General features: G+C 68.0%; 16 protein-coding genes. 3 read left to right on the plus strand and 13 right to left on the minus strand.

Annotated features, from left to right (window positions below):
• The first annotated feature begins 7 nt into the window (after positions 1–7).
• On the plus strand, positions 8–880 hold the full coding sequence (locus tag C0481_RS13715) for a DMT family transporter (protein ID WP_293404780.1): 873 nt from the start codon (positions 8–10) through the stop codon (positions 878–880).
• On the opposite strand, the gene C0481_RS13720 is transcribed toward C0481_RS13715, so the two are convergent.
• Positions 877–1,305: a YkvA family protein gene (locus C0481_RS13720; RefSeq protein WP_293404667.1), complete on the minus strand. Its 429-nt coding sequence runs from the start codon at positions 1,303–1,305 to the stop codon at positions 877–879. The genes C0481_RS13715 and C0481_RS13720 overlap by 4 nt on opposite strands.
• A 57-nt stretch (positions 1,306–1,362) precedes the next feature.
• Between C0481_RS13720 and C0481_RS13725 the strand changes: the two genes are divergently transcribed.
• Both C0481_RS13725 and C0481_RS13730 read left to right on the plus strand, forming a co-directional pair.
• Positions 1,363–2,142 (plus strand): SDR family NAD(P)-dependent oxidoreductase, encoded by a 780-nt coding sequence (locus C0481_RS13725; protein ID WP_267232175.1) that lies wholly within the window; start codon positions 1,363–1,365, stop codon positions 2,140–2,142.
• Between the two features lie 118 nt (positions 2,143–2,260).
• A complete protein-coding gene (locus C0481_RS13730) occupies positions 2,261–4,582 on the plus strand; it encodes a PAS domain-containing sensor histidine kinase (protein WP_293404670.1) in 2,322 nt (773 codons plus the stop codon).
• 4 nt (positions 4,583–4,586) lie between these two features.
• Here the strand turns inward: C0481_RS13730 and C0481_RS13735 are convergent, their stop codons facing one another.
• From C0481_RS13735 to rimP, 12 genes are all read right to left on the minus strand, one after another.
• On the minus strand, positions 4,587–5,186 hold the full coding sequence (locus C0481_RS13735; RefSeq protein ID WP_293404672.1) for an SOS response-associated peptidase family protein: 600 nt from the start codon (positions 5,184–5,186) through the stop codon (positions 4,587–4,589).
• Between the two features lie 87 nt (positions 5,187–5,273).
• Complete coding sequence (gene pnp / locus C0481_RS13740) at positions 5,274–7,418, minus strand: polyribonucleotide nucleotidyltransferase (protein ID WP_293404674.1); 2,145 nt, start codon at positions 7,416–7,418, stop codon at positions 5,274–5,276.
• Between the two features lie 247 nt (positions 7,419–7,665).
• Positions 7,666–7,935, minus strand: coding sequence for a 30S ribosomal protein S15 (gene rpsO, locus C0481_RS13745; protein WP_056023895.1), 270 nt, complete (start codon positions 7,933–7,935; stop codon positions 7,666–7,668).
• 3 nt (positions 7,936–7,938) lie between these two features.
• Positions 7,939–8,883, minus strand: coding sequence for a tRNA pseudouridine(55) synthase TruB (gene truB / locus C0481_RS13750; RefSeq protein WP_293404682.1), 945 nt, complete (start codon positions 8,881–8,883; stop codon positions 7,939–7,941).
• Entirely contained in the window at positions 8,883–9,320 is a 438-nt protein-coding gene (gene rbfA, locus C0481_RS13755) for a 30S ribosome-binding factor RbfA (protein ID WP_293404684.1), read from the minus strand. Before rbfA ends, truB begins: the two co-directional genes overlap by 1 nt.
• Before the next feature lie 85 nt (positions 9,321–9,405).
• Complete coding sequence (locus tag C0481_RS13760) at positions 9,406–10,203, minus strand: dienelactone hydrolase family protein (RefSeq protein WP_293404686.1); 798 nt, start codon at positions 10,201–10,203, stop codon at positions 9,406–9,408.
• 41 nt (positions 10,204–10,244) lie between these two features.
• Complete coding sequence (locus tag C0481_RS13765) at positions 10,245–10,754, minus strand: DUF2939 domain-containing protein (RefSeq protein ID WP_293404689.1); 510 nt, start codon at positions 10,752–10,754, stop codon at positions 10,245–10,247.
• Positions 10,751–11,296: a lipocalin family protein gene (locus C0481_RS13770; protein WP_293404691.1), complete on the minus strand. Its 546-nt coding sequence runs from the start codon at positions 11,294–11,296 to the stop codon at positions 10,751–10,753. Before C0481_RS13770 ends, C0481_RS13765 begins: the two co-directional genes overlap by 4 nt.
• Before the next feature lie 112 nt (positions 11,297–11,408).
• Complete coding sequence (gene infB, locus C0481_RS13775; protein ID WP_293404693.1) at positions 11,409–14,525, minus strand: translation initiation factor IF-2; 3,117 nt, start codon at positions 14,523–14,525, stop codon at positions 11,409–11,411.
• A 74-nt stretch (positions 14,526–14,599) separates the two neighbouring features.
• A complete protein-coding gene (locus C0481_RS13780) occupies positions 14,600–15,262 on the minus strand; it encodes an RNA-binding protein (protein ID WP_293404782.1) in 663 nt (220 codons plus the stop codon).
• 24 nt (positions 15,263–15,286) lie between these two features.
• The gene (nusA, locus tag C0481_RS13785) at positions 15,287–16,978 is read right to left on the minus strand and encodes a transcription termination factor NusA (protein WP_293404695.1); all 1,692 of its coding nucleotides are present in this window, start codon (positions 16,976–16,978) and stop codon (positions 15,287–15,289) included.
• A gap of 14 nt (positions 16,979–16,992) precedes the next feature.
• The gene (rimP, locus tag C0481_RS13790; protein ID WP_293404697.1) at positions 16,993–17,538 is read right to left on the minus strand and encodes a ribosome maturation factor RimP; all 546 of its coding nucleotides are present in this window, start codon (positions 17,536–17,538) and stop codon (positions 16,993–16,995) included.
• Positions 17,539–17,651: the final 113 nt, after the last annotated feature.

Below are 17,651 nucleotides of genomic sequence, written 5' to 3' on the forward strand. Positions count from 1 at the left end.
CCTCTGGATGGTCGCCTCGGCGGTCGGCTTCACGGCGATGACCACCCTGATCAAGTATCTGGGCGACGACTATCCGGCCGCCTTGCAGACCTTCTATCGGCAGCTGGCCGGCTTCATCGTCCTGCTGCCGATCATCCTCAAGCGGCGGGGCGCAGCCTTCGCCACCACGCGGCCGGGCATCCTGATCTTCCGCTCGGCCGCCGGCACGCTGGGGATGATCCTCTCGTTCTACGCTTTTCAGAAGATGCCGCTGGCCGACGCCAACGCGCTGTCCTTCACCCGCACCCTCTGGCTGGTGCCGCTCGCCGCGCTGGTGGTGCGCGAAACGGTCGGACCGCTGCGCATCGGCGCGGCGGTGGTCGGCTTCATCGGCGTGCTGATCATGCTGCGCCCTGGCGTCGGCGGCGAGTTCGCCATCGGCTGGCCGGCGGCCGCGATGCTGGCCTCGTCCTTCCTGTTCGCCCTGACCATCACCGGCATGAAGGTGATGACCCGCGACCACTCGCCGACCGTGCTCTTGGTCTGGGCCGCGACGCTCGGCCTGGTCATGGGCATCCCCGGCGCCTTCTTCACCTGGCGCTGGCCAGAGCCCTTCGATCTGCTGCTGCTGGGCGCAATGGGCGTGCTCGGGACCATCACCCAGGGCTGCTACATCAAGGGCATGGCGATCGGCGACGCCGCCGCCATGGCGCCGATCGACTATATCCGCCTGGTGTTCACGGTGATCGTCGGGGTGACCCTGTTCCACGAGATCCCGACCATCTGGACCATCGCCGGGGCCGGCGTGGTTGTCGCCTCGACCCTGCTGATCACCTGGCGCGAGGCCGCGCTCAGCCGGGCTGCGCGCCGGGCCAGCGCCGGGGACGAAGCCGCCGGCTAGTCGTCCTGGCGCTTCATGCGCTCGAGGATCTGCATCGCCTCGGCCTTGTGCTTGGGCTTCAGGTGGCGGCCGACGACGGCCAGCAAGGCGGCGAACACCGCCGCGTCGTCGGTGAAGCCGACCACCGCCAGCACGTCGGGGATCGCATCGGTCGGCAGCACAAAGTAGGCCAGCCCCGCCATCATCATCGCCTTGGCCGTGGTCGGCGTCGCCGGGTCCTTGGCGCAGAACCATACCGACAGGGCGTCGCCGGCGAACGGAACCTTAGCCGCGACACGGCGGATCTTCGGCCAGAAACCGCGCGCCACGCGGCGCTCGTTCACCCGCGCCACGGCCGGCGTCAGGGCCCGCGAGGGGTCCAGAGCCTGCTTGGCGTCGAAAGCCTCGCCGTTGACGTGGGGTGACGCTTTTGAGTCCGCGCTCATCGGGCTAAAGCCTCGGATAACGAGACCCTATTAGACGTGAACGGGAGCCAAGCGTCCATGAAACTCGATTCCTCCATCGCTGCGGTCGTGACCGGCGGCGCCTCCGGCCTCGGTGAGGCCACCGTCCGCGCCCTGGCCGCCCAGGGCGTGAAGTGCGCCATCTTCGACATGAACGAAGCCAAGGGCGAAGCCGTCGCCAAAGAAGTGGGCGGCGTGTTCTGCAAGGTCAACGTGACCTCCGAGGAAGAAGTCGACGCGGCCTTCGCCAAGGCCCGCGCCGCGCACGGCCAGGAGCGCATCCTGGTCAACTGCGCCGGCACCGGCAACGCGATCAAGACCGCCAGCCGCGACAAGCAGACCGGCGAGGCCAAGCACTTCCCGCTCGACGCCTTCAACCTGATCATCCAGATCAACCTGGTCGGCACCTTCCGCTGCATCGCCAAGTCGGCGAAGGGCATGCTGGACCTGGAGCCGATCGACGGCGAGCGCGGCGCCATCGTCAACACCGCCTCGGTGGCGGCTGAAGACGGCCAGATGGGCCAGGCGGCCTACTCGGCCTCCAAGGGCGGCGTGGTCGGCATGACCCTGCCGATCGCCCGCGACCTGTCGGGCGACGGCATCCGGGTGAACACCATCCTGCCGGGCATCTTCAACACCCCGCTGATGAACGCCGCCCCGCCGCAGGTGAAGGAAGCCCTGGCCCAGTCGGTGCCGTTCCCCAAGCGCCTCGGCAACGCCGAAGACTACGCGTCCCTGGCCCTGGAAATGATCACCAACGGCTACTTCAACGGCGAGGACGTCCGCCTCGACGGCGCCATCCGCATGGCGCCCCGCTAAGGACTTCGACGAGGGCCGCCCGTCGCGGCGGCCCTCGTGACTTTTCAGTGACGCTTTACCTCGCGGCCTTTTAGGCGTTCCGTATCGGCGGAACTTCGTGGGGGGCTTAGAAAGCGCCATGATGGGTCGATGGGCGCAGCGGTTCGCCACCGCTATGGAGCGCCCCATCATCGCTTATGGAGCGGCGCTCGGCGCCGTCGGCGCCGCGGCTTTGCTGCGCGCCGCCGCCGGCGCGGTGATGGCCGATCCCCCGAACTACATGACCTTCTATCCCGCGGTGCTGTTCGCCACCCTGGTGGCCGGCGCCCGCGGCGGACTGGCCGCAACGCTGGTCAGCGCCCTCCTCGTCGCGGGCTTTTGGCTCGATGGTCGGCAAACCCTGTTCACGGCGATCTTCGTCGCCACCGCGGCGACCACCGTGCTGATCGGCCGAGCGATCCGCATCGCGGTCCTGCGCGGCGTCGAGGCCGAGGAACGTTTCCGCATCTTCCAGGAGCAGGCCCGCGAGGGCTTCATCATCGTCGAACCCGTGCGCGAACAGGGACGGGTCGTCGACTTCTATTGCACCTACGCCAATCCCGCCGCCGAGAAGATGGGGCGGCCCGATGGCGTCGGCCTCAAGGGTCGGCGGATCCTGGAAGTTTTGCCCGACGGCAACGGCCGGCGGATGCTTGAACGGCTGACGGCGCTCTACGAGGCCGGCGGCTCCGACGATGTCGAGGTCCGGCGCCTGATCGACGGCCGGTCGGTGTTCATCCGCTCCAGCGGCGTGCGGCTGCCGGGCGGGCTAGCGGTGTCGTTCCGCGATGTCACGGCGCAGCGCCAATCGGAACAGGCCCTGCGCACCGGCGAGGCGCGGGTGCGCGCCCTGCTCGACAGCCTGCCGCAGTTGATCTGGTCGACGCGCGGTGACGGCTATTGCGACTATCTGAGTCCGCAATGGATCGAGTTCACGGGCGTCCCCGCCGAAGGCCATTTCGACACCGGCTGGCAGGACTCGATACATCCCGAGGACCGCGACACGGTCTCTCAGGCCTGGACCCAGGCGGTAAACGGGGGCTTGCCCTACGACGTCGAGTACCGGCTGCGCCGGAACGACGGGGTCTGGCGCTGGATGACGGCGCGCGCCTCGGCCGTCCGGGGCGAGGACGGCCGCATAACGCGATGGTTCGGCACCAGCAGCGACATCACCGAGGTGGTCCAGGCCCGCGCCGAACTGGAGGAACGCGTGGCGGTCCGCTCGCGCGAACTGGAACGCAGCCTGGCCGAACGCGCCGAGACCGAGGCGGCCCTGGCCCAGGCCCAGCGCCTGGAGACCGTCGGACGGCTGACCGGCGGCGTCGCTCATGACTTCAACAACCTGCTGACCGTGGTCATCGGCGGCCTGGACATGATCCTCCAGCACCCGGACGACCGGCCGCGGGTCACACGGCTGGCCGAGGCGGCGCTGGCCGCAGGACGGCGCGGCGAACAGCTCGTCCGCCAGTTGATGGCCTTCTCGCGCCGGCAAGAGTTGAAGTTGGAGCTGGTCGACGTGCCCGGACTGATCGAGCAGATCGAGCCGCTGGTGCGCCGGGCGATCGGCGAGGACGTCAACCTGACCATCCGGCACGACGGCGCGGTCGGGTGGAGCCGGCTCGACCCCGCCCAGTTCGAGGCCGCGCTGCTGAACCTGATGGTCAACGCTGCCGACGCCGCGCCGCAAAGCGGCGGCGACATCGAGATCGCCCTGCAACGCCGGCAACTCGTCGACGGCGAAGTCGCCGGGGCGGCGGCCGGCGAGTATCTGACGGTGGCGGTTTCAGACAACGGCGCGGGCATGACGCCAGAGATCGTCGAGCGGGCGTTCGAGCCGTTCTTCACCACAAAAGACGTCGGCAAGGGCACCGGCCTGGGCCTCGCCCAGGTCTACGGCTTCATCAAGCAGGTCGGCGGCGCAGCGGCGATCTCGTCCTCCATCGGCTTCGGCACCACGGTCACCCTCTACCTGCCGGCCGCTGCAGCCGAAGCGGCGGTCCCCCCGGCTCCGGCCAAGCCAGACGAGGGCGAATGGGCGCGCGGCGCGCGGGTGCTGCTGGTCGAGGACGACGCCGCCGTGCGGGCGGTGACCGAAAGCCTGCTGACCGACTTCGGCTGCCGGGTCGAGGGCGCGCCGGACGGACCCACGGCGCTTGCCCGACTGCAGTCGGGCGAGCGTTTCGATCTGCTGATCTCCGACATCGTCATGCCCGGCGGGATGAGCGGCGTCGAACTTGCGCGCGCGGCGCGCGCCCGCGACGCGCGCCTGCCGATCGTGTTGACCAGCGGCTACGCCGGCGAGCGGCTCGGCGAGGGCGCCGAAGCCCTGGCTTGGCCGTTGCTGCGCAAGCCATTCCGAGCCGAGCAGCTGGGCATGGCGGTGCGCGAGGCGCTGGAGCAGCGTGACCCGGTCGACGCCTGAGCCGTCAGGCGGCCAGCTCGACGCCGTCCTTGCGCAACGTGCGGACTTGCAAGGCGCCGGCCGGCGAGGCGCGCAGGATCGCCTGTTCGGGCCGTGAGAGACTAAGCCAGGCCATGCCGTCGTCCGGCGCGAGCGTGACGATCTGGCGATCGTGATAGGGGGCCACATCGGGGCCCGGCGAGGTGGTCAGCAGGCTGAAGCAGCCCTCCTTGACGATCCCGGCGATCCAGAACCAAGGCTCCCCGGCCATGGTGAAGAGGTGGCGGTCCTTGAGTTTCACCCCGGCGGCGGGGGCCGTGTACTCGATGAAGCCGTCGGCGAGCACCAACACCCGATCGCTGTGGGAAAAATCGCGACCCTCGGAGCGGAAATTGAACACCGGCGCGCCGCGCGGCCCGGGCCAGGCCCAGGTCATCATCGCGCCCTCCAGGCCCTCGCCGGCGCTGCGAACGACGAAAGCGCTGTCGCGAATGCGGATGGCCGGCTGGGCGTCCAGCATGTTGGGGATCATGCCGTCCTTCCACCGGAACAGCGGCAGGCCGCGCCGGTCGAACTCCTCGATGGCGTCTTTGAGCAGCTTGTGGCGCTGGAACTCGTTGCACATGCCGCCAGCCTAGCGCTCTGGCGGCAAACGAAAAGGGCGGCCGCGTCGCCGCGGCCGCCCTTCCCGATTTCGTACCGACTGGAAGCCTTAGGCTTCTTCAGCAGCGGCCGGCTCGTCCTTCTTGCTCAGGTCTTCGCCAGTTTCCTGGTCGACGATCTTCATGCTCAGGCGGGTCTTGCCGCGGTCGTCGAAGCCCAGGAGCTTCACCTTCACCGCTTGGCCTTCCTGCAGCACGTCCGAGACCTTGGCGACGCGGTCGCTGGAGATCTGCGAGACGTGAACCAGGCCGTCCTTCGCGCCGAAGAAGTTCACGAAGGCGCCGAAGTCGACGATCTTCACGACCTTGCCGGTGTAGATGGCGCCGATTTCCGGCTCCGAGGCGATCGACTTGATCCACTCCTTGGCCGCATCGATCTTCGACTGATCGCTGGCCGAGACCTTGATCGTGCCGTCGTCTTCGATGTCGACCTTGGCGCCGGTCTTTTCGACGATTTCGCGGATGACCTTGCCGCCCGAACCGATGACTTCACGGATCTTGTCGACCGCGATCTTCATGGTTTCGATCTTCGGGGCGAATTCGCCCAGCTCGGCGCGCGGCGCTTCCATGGCCTTGGCCATTTCGTCGAGGATGTGCTTGCGGCCACCCTTCGCCTGCTCCAGCGCCTGCTTCATGATCGCTTCGGTGATGCCGGCGATCTTGATGTCCATCTGCAGCGAGGTGATGCCGTCCTCGGTGCCGGCGACCTTGAAGTCCATGTCGCCCAGGTGATCTTCGTCACCCAGGATGTCCGACAGAACCGCGAAGCCGTCCGATTCCAGGATCAGGCCCATGGCGATGCCGGAGACCGGCTTCTTCAGCGGAACGCCCGCATCCATCAAGGCCAGCGACGAACCGCAGACCGAGGCCATCGAGGACGAGCCGTTCGACTCGAAGATCTCGGAGACCAGGCGGATGGTGTAGGGGAACTCTTCGGTCTTCGGCAGCATCGGACGGATCGCCCGCCAGGCCAGCTTGCCGTGGCCGACTTCGCGGCGACCCGGCGCGCCCATGCGGCCCGTCTCCCCGACCGAGAACGGCGGGAAGTTATAGTGCAGCATGAACTTCTCGTAGTATTTGCCTTCCAGCGCGTCGATCAGCTGCTCGTCGTCGCCGGTGCCCAGGGTGGCGACCACCAGAGCCTGGGTTTCCCCACGGGTGAACAGGGCCGAACCGTGGGCACGCGGCAGCACGCCGACTTCCGAGACGATCTGGCGAACCTTGTCGACGGTGCGGCCGTCGATGCGGATGCCGGTGTCCAGGATGTTGCGACGAACGACGTCGGCTTCCAGTTCCTTGAACACGCCGCCCAGCTTGGCCGGGTCGACGCCGGTCGGATTGGCCTCGGACTTGGCGAACTTCTCGGTCGCCTTGGCCTTCGCGGCCGAGACCGCGTCGTGACGCTGGCCCTTGGCGACGATCTTGTAAGCCGCGGCCAGATCCTTGCCGATCAGCTTCTTCACGTCGGCCTTAATGGCGTCGGTGTCGTCCGGGGTGAACTCGAAGGGTTCCTTGGCCGAGTGCTCGGCCAGTTCGATAATCGCGTCGATCACCGGCTGGATGCCGTTGTGGGCGAACATGACGCCCTTCAGGACCTCGTCTTCGCTGAGCTCCTGGATCTCGGATTCCACCATCATGACGGCGTCGCTGGTCGAAGCGACGACCAGGTCCATGGCCGATTCCTTCATCTCGTCGAGCGTCGGATTCAGGACGTACTCGCCGTTGATGTAGCCGACGCGCGCCGCGCCGATCGGGCCCATGAACGGGGCGCCCGAGATCACCAGGGCGGCCGAGGCGGCGACCATGGCGACGATGTCCGGATCGTTCTCGAGGTCATGCGCCAGCACGGTGGTGACGACCTGGACTTCGTTCTTGAAGCCCTTGACGAACAGCGGGCGGATCGGACGGTCGATCAGGCGCGAGGTGAGGGTTTCCTTCTGGCTCGGCGCGCCTTCGCGGCGAGGGAAGGAGCCGGGGATCTTGCCCGCGGCGTAGAACTTTTCCTGGTAGTTGACGGTCAGCGGGAAGAAGTCCTGCCCCGGCTTGGCGCTCTTGGCGAAGACGGCGGTGGCCAGCACCATGGTCTCGCCGTAGGTGGCCAGGACCGCGCCGTCAGCTTGACGGGCCATGCGGCCGGTTTCGAGGGTCAGCGTCTTGCCGCCCCACTCGATGGTCTTGCGTTTGATATCGAACATTTTGCTTCTTTCTCATCCCGCGGGCGTATTCCCAACGGGGGCGGACAGGGCGTCGGGGTTCCGAAATCCTCTCCAAACGATCAGGCGATGAGGATTGCTATGGAACCCTCGGTGTGTAGCGGACGTCCTGACTTGGACCGCCCGGATCGCCGTTTTGTTCCCTTCGGCCTGTCGCGAAGGAAGCGGCGCTGTAGATAGTGCCTGATACGCAAAGCCCCCGGTTTCCCGGGGGCTGACCTCTCGGTCCTTAGCGGCGCAGGCCCAGCTTTTCGATCAGCGCCTGATAGCGGCCCTCGTCGGACTTCTTCAGGTGATCGAGCAACGAACGACGCGCGGAAACCAGCTTCAGCAGGCCGCGGCGCGAGTGGTTGTCTTTCTTGTGGGTCTTGAAGTGCTCGGTGAGGTTGGAGATCCGCTCAGAGTAGATCGCCACCTGCACTTCAGCGCTTCCGGTGTCACCGGCCGAACGGCCGTGGGTCTTGATGAGCTCAGCTTTGCGCTCGAGAGTAATCGACATCGGCTAGTCTCCGCTCTTTTCCAGATGAAAGACCCGTGAAGGCTCGAGCTTGCCTGCACGCATCTCGCAGAGCGCCACTACGACCCCGTCCGCCATGGCCGAAACGGTTCGAGTCCCGGGGCTTAGCCGGGCCTTGAGCGCTTCTACCTGTCGGGGAACGAGAACGATCGGCCGTCCCTGCTTCAACTTGAAAGCGTCTTCGGCGGTCACGGCCAGCTCCGGGATGTCGTCCAGGGCGGTCTCGACCGGAAGCAATGCCTCCAAGCAGCGGGCCTTATGGCCCAAATCTTCCAACAATTCCAGCGTTATCGAGGAGTCCTCGTCGAACGGGCCGACGCGGGTGCGGCGCAGGGCGCTGACGTGGGCGCAGGCCCCCAGCCGCTCGGCGATGTCGCGGACGATGGCGCGGACATAGGTGCCCTTGCCGCACTCGACGGCGATCTCGATGTGATCGGCGTCGGGAACGTCGATCACTCGCGCCCCGTAGATCGAGATTTCGCGCGCCTTCAGTTCCACCGTCTCGCCGGCGCGGGCCAGGTCGTAGGCGCGCTCGCCATCGACCTTCACCGCCGAAAAAGCCGGCGGGACCTGCAGGATGTCGCCGATGAACTCCGGCAGCACCGCCTCGACCTGCTCGCGGGTCGGGCGCACGTCGGAGGTCGCGGTCGTCGCGCCCTCGCGATCGAAGCTGGCGGTCGTGCGACCCCACTCGATGGTGAACCGATAGGCCTTGTCCGCGTCCATCAGGAACGAAACGGTCTTGGTCGCCTCGCCCAACGCGATCGGCAGGATGCCGGTGGCCAGCGGGTCGAGGGTGCCGGCGTGCCCGGCCTTCTGGGCGTTGAAGATCCGCCGCACCCGACCGACGGCCTGGGTCGAGCCAAAGTCGTACGGCTTGTCGAGGTTGACCCAGCCCGAGATCGCATCGCCCTTCTTGCGGCGAGCCATCAGTCTTCGTCCTTCCAGGAGCCGGACGGCGGCTGGGGCGCGAGGTCCTGGGCGACGCGCGGGTCATCGAACAGGCGGCCGATGCGGGCCGCCTCGTCGAAGCTCTCGTCGTGCAGGAACTTCAGGTCGGGCGTGAATTTCATGTCGATCGACCGGCCCAGGCGGCCACGCAGAAACTTGGCGTGGCGGTTCAGCGCCTTGACCACGTCGCCGGCGTGCTCGCCGCCAAGCGGTTCGATGAAGCAGACCGCATGGCGCAGGTCGGGGCTCATCCGGACCTCGGTCACCGTGACCGAGACGCCGACAAGCGCCTCGTCATTGAAGTCCTCTTCGCGGAGGATCTCGACCAGGGCGTGGCGCATCAGTTCACCGGCGCGAAGCTGGCGCTGGGACGGGCCCGCCGGGACCGCGCGGCCCTTGGGGGAAGTACGTTTCATGGCTTGCCTCTAACGACCTGGCCGGCGGATCGGACGCGGCGGCTCAGGAGAAGGGCGCGCTTCTAGGCGCGCGAGGTCAAGAAGTCTAGCCCGCGCCGGTCCGCTCCCGAAAGAACGCAAGGACCCGGGTCTCGGCTTCCTTGGTCGGTCCGTCTTCCGCAAGATTGATGGTCAGCACCGAGTGCGGATGCTTGAGGCCGCCGGGCGCGGCGTGCTTCGGATCAATCTCGATCGCTTCGAACTTGTCGCCGAACTCACGCTTGTAGGTGTCGAAGCGCGCGTCCGGCACGAACGGGTCGCCGTAGAAGCGCAGGCCGATCATCGACAGCCCCTCCTCGTCGAAACGCTTGCGGGCGCACGAAACCTCGGCCGGCGAGGCGCCGATCCCGGCGGCCCGCTCGGGCTTGCTCGCCCCCAGCGGCAGCGACGGCTGCGACAGCACCGGGGCGACGACCGACGGCTCGGTCATCATCGCCAGGGCGAAGCCGCCGGTGAAGCACATGCCCACGGCGCCGACGCCCTTGCCGCCGCATTCGGCATGCGCCTTGCGCGACAACGCTTTCAACCATTCGACGATCGGGCTCGACTTGTCCGCGGCCCAGACGTTGAACTCGCGGCGGATGCAGATCCCGCCAAGCATGGTCAGGGCGCTGAGCGGATGGCTGGCCGGGCGGCCGGGCTCGCCGAACAGATGAGGGCAGTAGACGGTCATGCCCGCGGCGGCGATCCGGTCGGCGAAGCGGACGACCAGCGGATGCAGCCCCGGCATCTCATGGATGACGATAACCGCCGGGCCCGAGCCGCGCCTATAGACGTTGCGCGTCCAGCGTCCGTCGTCGAAGGCGAACTTCTCGTACTGCGCCAGCGCCGCTTCGTAGCCCATCGCACCCTCCCCTAACGCCGTTCGGCGAAGGGAGCTTAGCCCTAACGGGCCTTGGTGCGCAGCATGGAAAGATCGCCCTCGAAGCCGGACAGCCGCCAGGTCCCCTGCTCTTCAGTGAAGGTCAGCAGGCAGGGGCCGTCCTTCTTGCGTGGCACGCAGACCTGGCCCTCGCCGACCGATTTGAGCTGACCGCCGATCACCATCGGACCGGGCAAAGGCTTGGCCGCATCGTAGCCGTAATAGGCCGCGACAGAGCGGAACACGCCAGGCTGAATCAGCGCCTCGCCGGCCAGGTCCGCCAGGGTCGGAGCGATCAGCGCGCCCAGGGCGGCCAAGCCGTCGTTCGCCCCCGACTTACGCGTCTCGGCCATCATCCGGGCTTCGATCTGGCGTTTCAGCGCGGGTCGGTCGACATGCGCCTCGAAGGCGGCCTTGTCGTTGTCGCGGATCGAGACCAGCAGCGCATGCACGTCGGTCGCCGCGTCGTAGCGTTGGGCGGTGGCGCAGGCCGAAAGGATAAGCGCGGCCAGCGCCAAAATCAGAACTCTCATCGGGGGGTCGCCAGTTGTTGTGTGTAGCGCAGCATGCCGGTGTCGTATCCCAAGGCCTCGACGCGCGCCAACAGGGCGATGCGTTCGGCTTCCGAGGGGCGCGGCTCGCGCGTGAGCAGCCAAAGGAAGCGGCCCGAGCCCTCGCCGACGATCGCCCACTCGTAGTTCTCGCCGCGGTCGAGCACCCAGTAGTTGGTCAGCAGAGCTGGGCCAAAGAATGACACCCGGAATTTAGCGGCCAGGCGGTCGCCGGCCGGATAGGCCTTGCCGTCCGAAACCCTGATCGGACCGCGGACCGAGCCTTCGCGGCAGGTGTTCTTGACCCCCACCTCGCCGGTGGGCAGCACCGAGTACTCCGCGGTCACCGCCTCGCAGCCCCGCTCGAAACGGTTTTCGTACCGGGCAAATTCGTGCCAGAGGCCGAGATAGCGGCCCAGCTCGACCGGCTTGGCGGGCTCTGGAACATCATTGTTGCCGACCGGACCGCCGGCGCAGGCGGCGATCGCCAGCACCCCGAGGGCGGCGGCGAGAAGATTGCGCATTCAGGCTCCTGAGTTGGCCTCCGCCAGGGGGAATGCCCACCGCGGCGATTGGCTCCGGAATGCAAAAGGCCTCCGGTTTCCCGGAGGCCTGATGTCTTGACTGCAACGCCGCCTAGAGGCTGCGCGCGACCTCTTCGAGGCTGAAGCACTCGATGATGTCGCCTTCCTTGATGTCCTGGAAGCCCTCGAAGAACATCCCGCACTCGACACCGGAGCCGACCTCGGCGACTTCGTCCTTGAAGCGCTTGAGGGTCCGCAGGGTGCCCAGTTCGAGAACGACGATGTCCTCGCGGATGATCCGGACGCGAGCGCCGCGGCGAACCACGCCCTCGGTGACCCGGCAACCGGCGACGCGGCCAACCTTGGTGATGTCGAACACCTGCAGGACGCGCGCGTTGCCCAGGAAGGTCTCGCGTTGCTCCGGCGCCAGCATGCCCGAGAGCACGCCTTTGATGTCGTCGATCAGGTCGTAGATGATCGCGTAGTAGCGGATTTCGACGCCTTCGCGTTCGGCCAAGGTCTGGGCCTGCTTCGAAGCGCGGACGTTGAAGCCGATGATCGGCGCGCCCGAACCCTTGGCCAGCATGACGTCGCTTTCGCTGATCGCACCGGCGCCCTGGAGGATGATCCGCGCGCGGACCTCATCGGTGGCCAGCTTGTCCAGCGAGCCGACGATGGCTTCGGCCGAACCCTGCACGTCCGCCTTGATGATGACCGGCAGCTCCGAGATCTTCTTGTCCTGAAGCTTGGCCATGAAGTCGGCCATGGTGACGCCGCCAGCGACCGGCGAACCGGCCTTCTCGCGCTTCACGCGGGTCCGATACTCGGTCAGCTCACGGGCGCGGGCCTCGTTTTCCACGACCGCGAAGGGCTCACCCGGGCTGGGCGTGCCGTCGAGGCCGAGGATTTCCACCGGCACCGACGGGCCGGCCGAGTCGAGCTGCTCGTCGCGTTCGTTCAGCAGGGCGCGAACCCGGCCGAAGTTGGCGCCGGCGACGACGATGTCGCCGCGCTTCAGGGTGCCGCGCTTGACCAGAACCGTCGAAACGGCGCCGCGGCCGCGGTCGAGCTTGGCCTCGATGACCGTGCCGTCCGCGGTGCGGTCCGGGTTGGCCTTCAGGTCCATCATCTCGGCCTGCACCAGGATCGCCTCAATGAGGTTTTCCAGGCCGGTCTTCTTCAAGGCCGAGACTTCGATCACCTGGGTGTCGCCACCGAGGCTTTCGACGACGATCTCGTGCTGCAGCAGCTCGTTGATCACCCGCTGCGGATTGGCGTCGGGCTTATCGATCTTGTTGATGGCCACGATGATCGGAGCGCCGGCCGCCTTGGCGTGCTGGATCGCTTCGGCCGTCTGCGGCATGACGCCGTCGTCGGCCGCGACCACGAGGACCACAATGTCGGTGACGTCCGCGCCGCGAGCCCGCATCGCCGAGAAGGCGGCGTGGCCAGGGGTGTCGAGGAAGGTCACGGCCTGGCCGTCGGCCAGACGCACCTGATAGGCGCCGATGTGCTGGGTGATGCCGCCATGCTCGCCGCCGGCGACATCGGCCGAACGCAGGGCGTCCAGCAGCGAGGTCTTGCCGTGGTCGACGTGGCCCATGACCGCCACGACCGGCGGCCGCGACACCAGGTTGTCGTCGATATCCTCTTCGCCGATGAAGCCTTCTTCGACGTCGGATTCCGAAACGCGCCGCACGGTGTGACCGAACTCGGTGGCCACCAGCTCAGCGGTGTCGTTGTCGATGACGTCGTTGATCTTCAGCATCACGCCCTGACGCATCAGGAACTTGATGATCTCGACGCCGCGGGTCGCCATCCGATTGGCGAGCTCCGCCACGGTGATGACGTCCGGGATGACCACTTCACGGGCCGCGCGGGCCTGCTCCTGGCCGCCGCCCTTGCGCTTTTCACGTTCACGTTCACGCGCCCGGCGGACCGAGGCCAGCGAACGCATCCGTTCGACCGCACCCTCGTCGTCACCGGCCACGGCCTGGATGGTCAGACGGCCTTCGCGACGCTGCGCGGCGCCCTTCACACGGCTGATCGCCTTGTTGGGGGCGTTCGCCGCGGCCTTGCGGCGGGTATCCTCGTCATCGTCCGGACGGCGACCGGCCTCGCCGGGCCGCGGGGCCTGGCGGGTGGCGCGCTGGATCTCAGGCGTCGCGGGCGGAGCGTTCGGCGCAGCGCCGCGCGGCGGACGCGGGCCGCCGGGACGATCGCCAGGACGCCCGGCGCCGGGGGCCGGACGCGGCGCCAGGGCCGAGTAACGGACCGGCTCGCCGCTGGGACGCGGACGGTCGCCCTGCGGACGATCACCTTGCGGGCGATTGCCGTGGGGACGATCGCCCTGCGGACGGTCACCCTGCGGACGCGGGCCACGGTCGTCGCGCGGCGGACGCGGAGCGTCGGCGCGCGGCGCGCGTTGGCCGAAGTTCATGTTCTCGTAGCGGCCCGGAGCGCGCTCCGGACGATAGGTCGTCGTCGTCGGGCGATCGTCGCGACGCTCGCGCGAGGGTTCGTAGGTGCGGGTCTGGCCCGGCGAGCTGCGATGACCATCCGAGCGCGGGCCGTCAGAACGCGGCCCCTCGCTGCGGGGAGCATCAGAGCGCGGCGTTTCGGCGCGCGGCGGGGCTTCCGTCCGCGCGACGGGCGCCTGAGGCGCGGGCGTCGGGGTCGGCGCAGGCGCGGCCGGCGCGACGGGCGCCTCGGCGCGGGGCGCTTCGGGAGCCGGGGGCTCGACCGCGGCGGGCGGAGCAGCTGCAACAGGCGGCGCGGCGACCGGCGCGGGCGCAGGCGCTTCAACCGGCTTGGCCGCGGCGGCGGCGCGGGCGGCCTCGGCGTCGGCGCGGGCGCGCTCTTCACTGGCCCGCTGCTCGTTGGCCTGGCGAGCCTGATGCTCACGCGCCAGCTCGATGGCGCGCTGGCGGGCGCGCTGCTCGTCGGCCGACAGGCCCGAACCGTCGTTCGACGATCCGCCTTGCGACGGACGCGGCGAGGACGGCTGCGGCGAGTAGGCGCGCTTCTCGGCCGAAGACGGCGCAGCAAGGTTTCCCGTCGGCGCGGCATGCGTGCGCTGGCGCTTGGTCTCCACGACCACAGTCTTGGAGCGACCGTGGCTGAAGCTTTGCTTCACCGTGCCCGCACTGACCGATCCAGCCCCACGGGGCTTGAGGGTCAGGGGAGCTCGCCCACCAGGGGCCCGGCCGTTGTCGTTCTCGTCGCTCATGCGCTCGCTTTACATATCGGCCGGGACGGTCCCGACCACGGACATTCCAATAGCTCTAGGCGCGCGAAACCGGTTCAGGTTCCGCCCGCCTCAGGAGGCTTTTCCTCGCGCCAACTCTCGGGAAGGAGCGGGCGGAAGCCAGATAGTCTCTGGACGTCTTTCGTCCAGCGATCGGCGCCGCGCCCCGCAAGGAAGGCGGTGTGTATCACATTCTCGGCCCCCAAGGCCAAACCCAATTCCTCGGCGTCGAAGAGTCCGCAAAGCTGCGGCGGTTTGGGTGACTTGCGGGCCACATTCAGGATCTTGCGGCGGCCATCGGCGGCGCCGTCGGACGCCTCGATCAACCACGCAGCCTTGCCGGCGTTCAGGGTCGAAACGACCTTCTCGAACCCCGAGATAAGCTCGCCGGCGCGTTTCGCAAGCCCGAGACCATCCAGGATCCGACGCCGCAACAGCGTCTCGACCTGATCGGCGAGGTCGGCCGGGGCGTTGAGCTTGGCCTTGGCGGCGCGGGCGAAATGGCCCTTCTTCGCCGCGATCTCCACCGACGCGCGGTCGGCGGCGACCCAGAGCCCGCGGCCCGGCAACTTGCGCGCCAGATCGGGAACCACGAGGCCGCCGGGCCCGGCGACGAACCGCACCAGGACGGCCTCGTCCATCACCTGACCCGAGACGATATCCCGCCGTTCCCTCGCGGCCTGCGCGAGGGTCTTGGGGGCCGCCGTCCGGGCCGGGATGGAAGCAGGCGCGTTCACCTGGGCTTAGGCCTCCGGGTTCTCTTCAGCGACAGCCTCGACTTCGGCTTCCGCCTCAGCCTCGACGTCGTCGGCATACTGCTCAACGTCCGCCTCGGGCTCCGGCTCCGGCGGCGCCTCGACCCAGCCCATGACAATGCGCGCGCGCATGATCAGGGCCTCGGCCTCGGCGGCGTCGAGGTTGAAGCTTTCGAGAATGCCCGGCTCGCGCACACGCTCGCCGTCGCGGTTCTCGAACCAGCCGCGCAGATCGTCGGGGATCAGCCCGGCCAGGTCCTCGACGCTCTTCACGTCGCCTTCGCCCAGGGCCACGGCCATCGGCAGGGTGACGCCCTCGATCTCGAGCAGGCCGTCCTGGACGCCCAGCGCGTTGCGCTTGGTGTCGTACTCGGCGGCGATCTTTTCCAGGAACTCGCGGGCGCGGGTCTGGATCTCGTCGGCGGTGTCGTCGTCGAACCCTTCGATCGCCGCGACTTCCGAGGCGTCGACATAGGCCACGTCCTCGACCGAGGCGAAGCCTTCGGTGACCAGCAGCTGGGCGATGACCTCGTCGACGTCCAGGGCTTCCTGGAACAGGGCCGTGCGCTCGGTGAACTCGCGCTGACGGCGCTCGCTCTCCTGGCTCTCGGTCATGATGTCGATCTGCCAGCCGGTCAGCTGCGAGGCGAGGCGGACGTTCTGGCCGCGGCGGCCGATGGCCAGCGACAGCTGCTCGTCGGGCACCACCACTTCGACGCGCTCGTCCTCCTCGTCCATGACGACCTTGGAGACTTCGGCGGGAGCGAGGCCGTTGACGATAAAGGTCGCCTCGTCCTGGCTCCACTGGATGATGTCGATCTTTTCGCCCTGCAGTTCGGCGACGACCGCCTGCACGCGCGAACCGCGCATACCGACGCAGGCGCCGACCGGGTCGATCGAGGAGTCATTGGAGACGACGGCCATCTTGGCCCGCGAACCCGGGTCGCGGGCGACCGCGCGGATCTCGATGACGCCGTCATAGACTTCCGGCACTTCCTGCGCGAACAGCTTGGCCATGAAGCCGCCGTGAGCGCGGCTCAGCAGGATTTGCGGGCCCTTGGTCTCGCGACGGACGTCGTAGATGTAGCAGCGGATCCGGTCGCCGATGTTGAAGTTCTCGCGCGGGATCGACTGGTCACGACGCATGATGCCTTCGCCGCGGCCCAGGTCGACGACGGTGTTGCCATACTCGACCCGCTTGACCACGCCGTTGACGATCTCGCCGACGCGATCCTTGAACTCTTCGTACTGACGCTCGCGCTCGGCCTCGCGGACCTTGCCGGTCACGACCTGGCGGGCCATCTGGGTCTGCACGCGGCCGAACTCGAACGGCGGCAGGATCTCTTCGTAGATCTTGCCGACGAAGGCGTCCTTGTCGCTGCGCAGAGCGTCGGCCAGGCGACGCACGCCGACCGGCTCTTCCGGAACGCCGTCCTCACCCTCGAACACCGCCTCGTCGTCGATGACCGTGATCACGCGCTTGACCGTGGTTTCGCCGGTCTTCGGGTCGATGCGCACGCGGATGTCGTGTTCAGCGCCGTACCGGGCGCGGGCGCCCTTCTGGATCGCTTCCTCGATCGCCTCGATCACGACTTCCTTGTCGATCGACTTCTCGCGGGCCACGGCCTCGGCGATCTGCAACAACTCAAGCCGGTTGGCGGAAATGCCGGTCAGGCTCATCGGTTTGCGTCCTCTTACTCGGGGGTGTCTTGGTCGGCCTCGGTGCTGATACGGGCGGCGCGTTCGTCCGCGCCCCGCTTCATCAGCGCGTCGGTCAGGATGAGTTTGGCGTCCACGATCCACTCGAACGGGATCATGGCCGTAGCGTCTTCGCCTTCCAGGTCGATGCCGATGGCGTCGCCTTCAACGCCGGCCAGCACGCCGCGGAAGCGCTTGCGGCCCTCGGCGACGCGGTCGAGCTCGATCCGCGCTTCGAAGCCGTCGTAGTTCTCGAAATCCTTCAGCCGGGTCAGCGGCCGGTCGACGCCGGGCGAGGAGACCTCCAGCGTATACTCGCCGGCGATCGGGTCCGCGGCGTCCATCACCTCGGAGATCGCACGCGACAACCGGGCGCAGTCCTCGACCACCATGTCGCCCTCGGGCGTCTCGGCCATGATCTGCAGCCGGCGGGTCTCTTCGCCGCCCATCAGACGCAGGCGGACGATCTCGTAGCCCGCAGCCTCCGCGACGGGGTCGAGGAGCTCCAGGAGGCGGTGGTCTTCAGCGGTCTTGCCACGCATAAGCTTGGCTGCTCTCCGGCAACAAAAAAGCGGCCGGGCCGAAGCCTGCCGCTCGTATACGCTATCCAGCGCTAACGGACGATGTAGCAGCTGTATAGCGCGCGACCGCGGGT

Source organism: Phenylobacterium sp., from assembly GCF_013822795.1.
Taxonomy (GTDB): domain Bacteria; phylum Pseudomonadota; class Alphaproteobacteria; order Caulobacterales; family Caulobacteraceae; genus Phenylobacterium.

Excerpts from the sequence above, each read along its gene's own strand:
- truB (WP_293404682.1), bottom strand. The coding sequence starts at position 8,883 with ATGGCTCGCCGCAAGAAGGGCGATGCGATCTCGGGCTGGGTCAACCTC.
- nusA (WP_293404695.1), bottom strand. The coding sequence starts at position 16,978 with ATGAGCCTGACCGGCATTTCCGCCAACCGGCTTGAGTTGTTGCAGATC.
- C0481_RS13725 (WP_267232175.1), top strand. The coding sequence starts at position 1,363 with ATGAAACTCGATTCCTCCATCGCTGCGGTCGTGACCGGCGGCGCCTCC.
- C0481_RS13765 (WP_293404689.1), bottom strand. The coding sequence starts at position 10,754 with ATGAGAGTTCTGATTTTGGCGCTGGCCGCGCTTATCCTTTCGGCCTGC.
- C0481_RS13770 (WP_293404691.1), bottom strand. The coding sequence starts at position 11,296 with ATGCGCAATCTTCTCGCCGCCGCCCTCGGGGTGCTGGCGATCGCCGCC.
- C0481_RS13715 (WP_293404780.1), top strand. The coding sequence starts at position 8 with ATGGTCGCCTCGGCGGTCGGCTTCACGGCGATGACCACCCTGATCAAG.
- rbfA (WP_293404684.1), bottom strand. The coding sequence starts at position 9,320 with ATGAAACGTACTTCCCCCAAGGGCCGCGCGGTCCCGGCGGGCCCGTCC.
- rimP (WP_293404697.1), bottom strand. The coding sequence starts at position 17,538 with ATGCGTGGCAAGACCGCTGAAGACCACCGCCTCCTGGAGCTCCTCGAC.
- rpsO (WP_056023895.1), bottom strand. The coding sequence starts at position 7,935 with ATGTCGATTACTCTCGAGCGCAAAGCTGAGCTCATCAAGACCCACGGC.
- C0481_RS13720 (WP_293404667.1), bottom strand. The coding sequence starts at position 1,305 with ATGAGCGCGGACTCAAAAGCGTCACCCCACGTCAACGGCGAGGCTTTC.
- C0481_RS13760 (WP_293404686.1), bottom strand. The coding sequence starts at position 10,203 with ATGGGCTACGAAGCGGCGCTGGCGCAGTACGAGAAGTTCGCCTTCGAC.
- C0481_RS13735 (WP_293404672.1), bottom strand. The coding sequence starts at position 5,186 with ATGTGCAACGAGTTCCAGCGCCACAAGCTGCTCAAAGACGCCATCGAG.
- C0481_RS13730 (WP_293404670.1), top strand. The coding sequence starts at position 2,261 with ATGATGGGTCGATGGGCGCAGCGGTTCGCCACCGCTATGGAGCGCCCC.
- pnp (WP_293404674.1), bottom strand. The coding sequence starts at position 7,418 with ATGTTCGATATCAAACGCAAGACCATCGAGTGGGGCGGCAAGACGCTG.
- infB (WP_293404693.1), bottom strand. The coding sequence starts at position 14,525 with ATGAGCGACGAGAACGACAACGGCCGGGCCCCTGGTGGGCGAGCTCCC.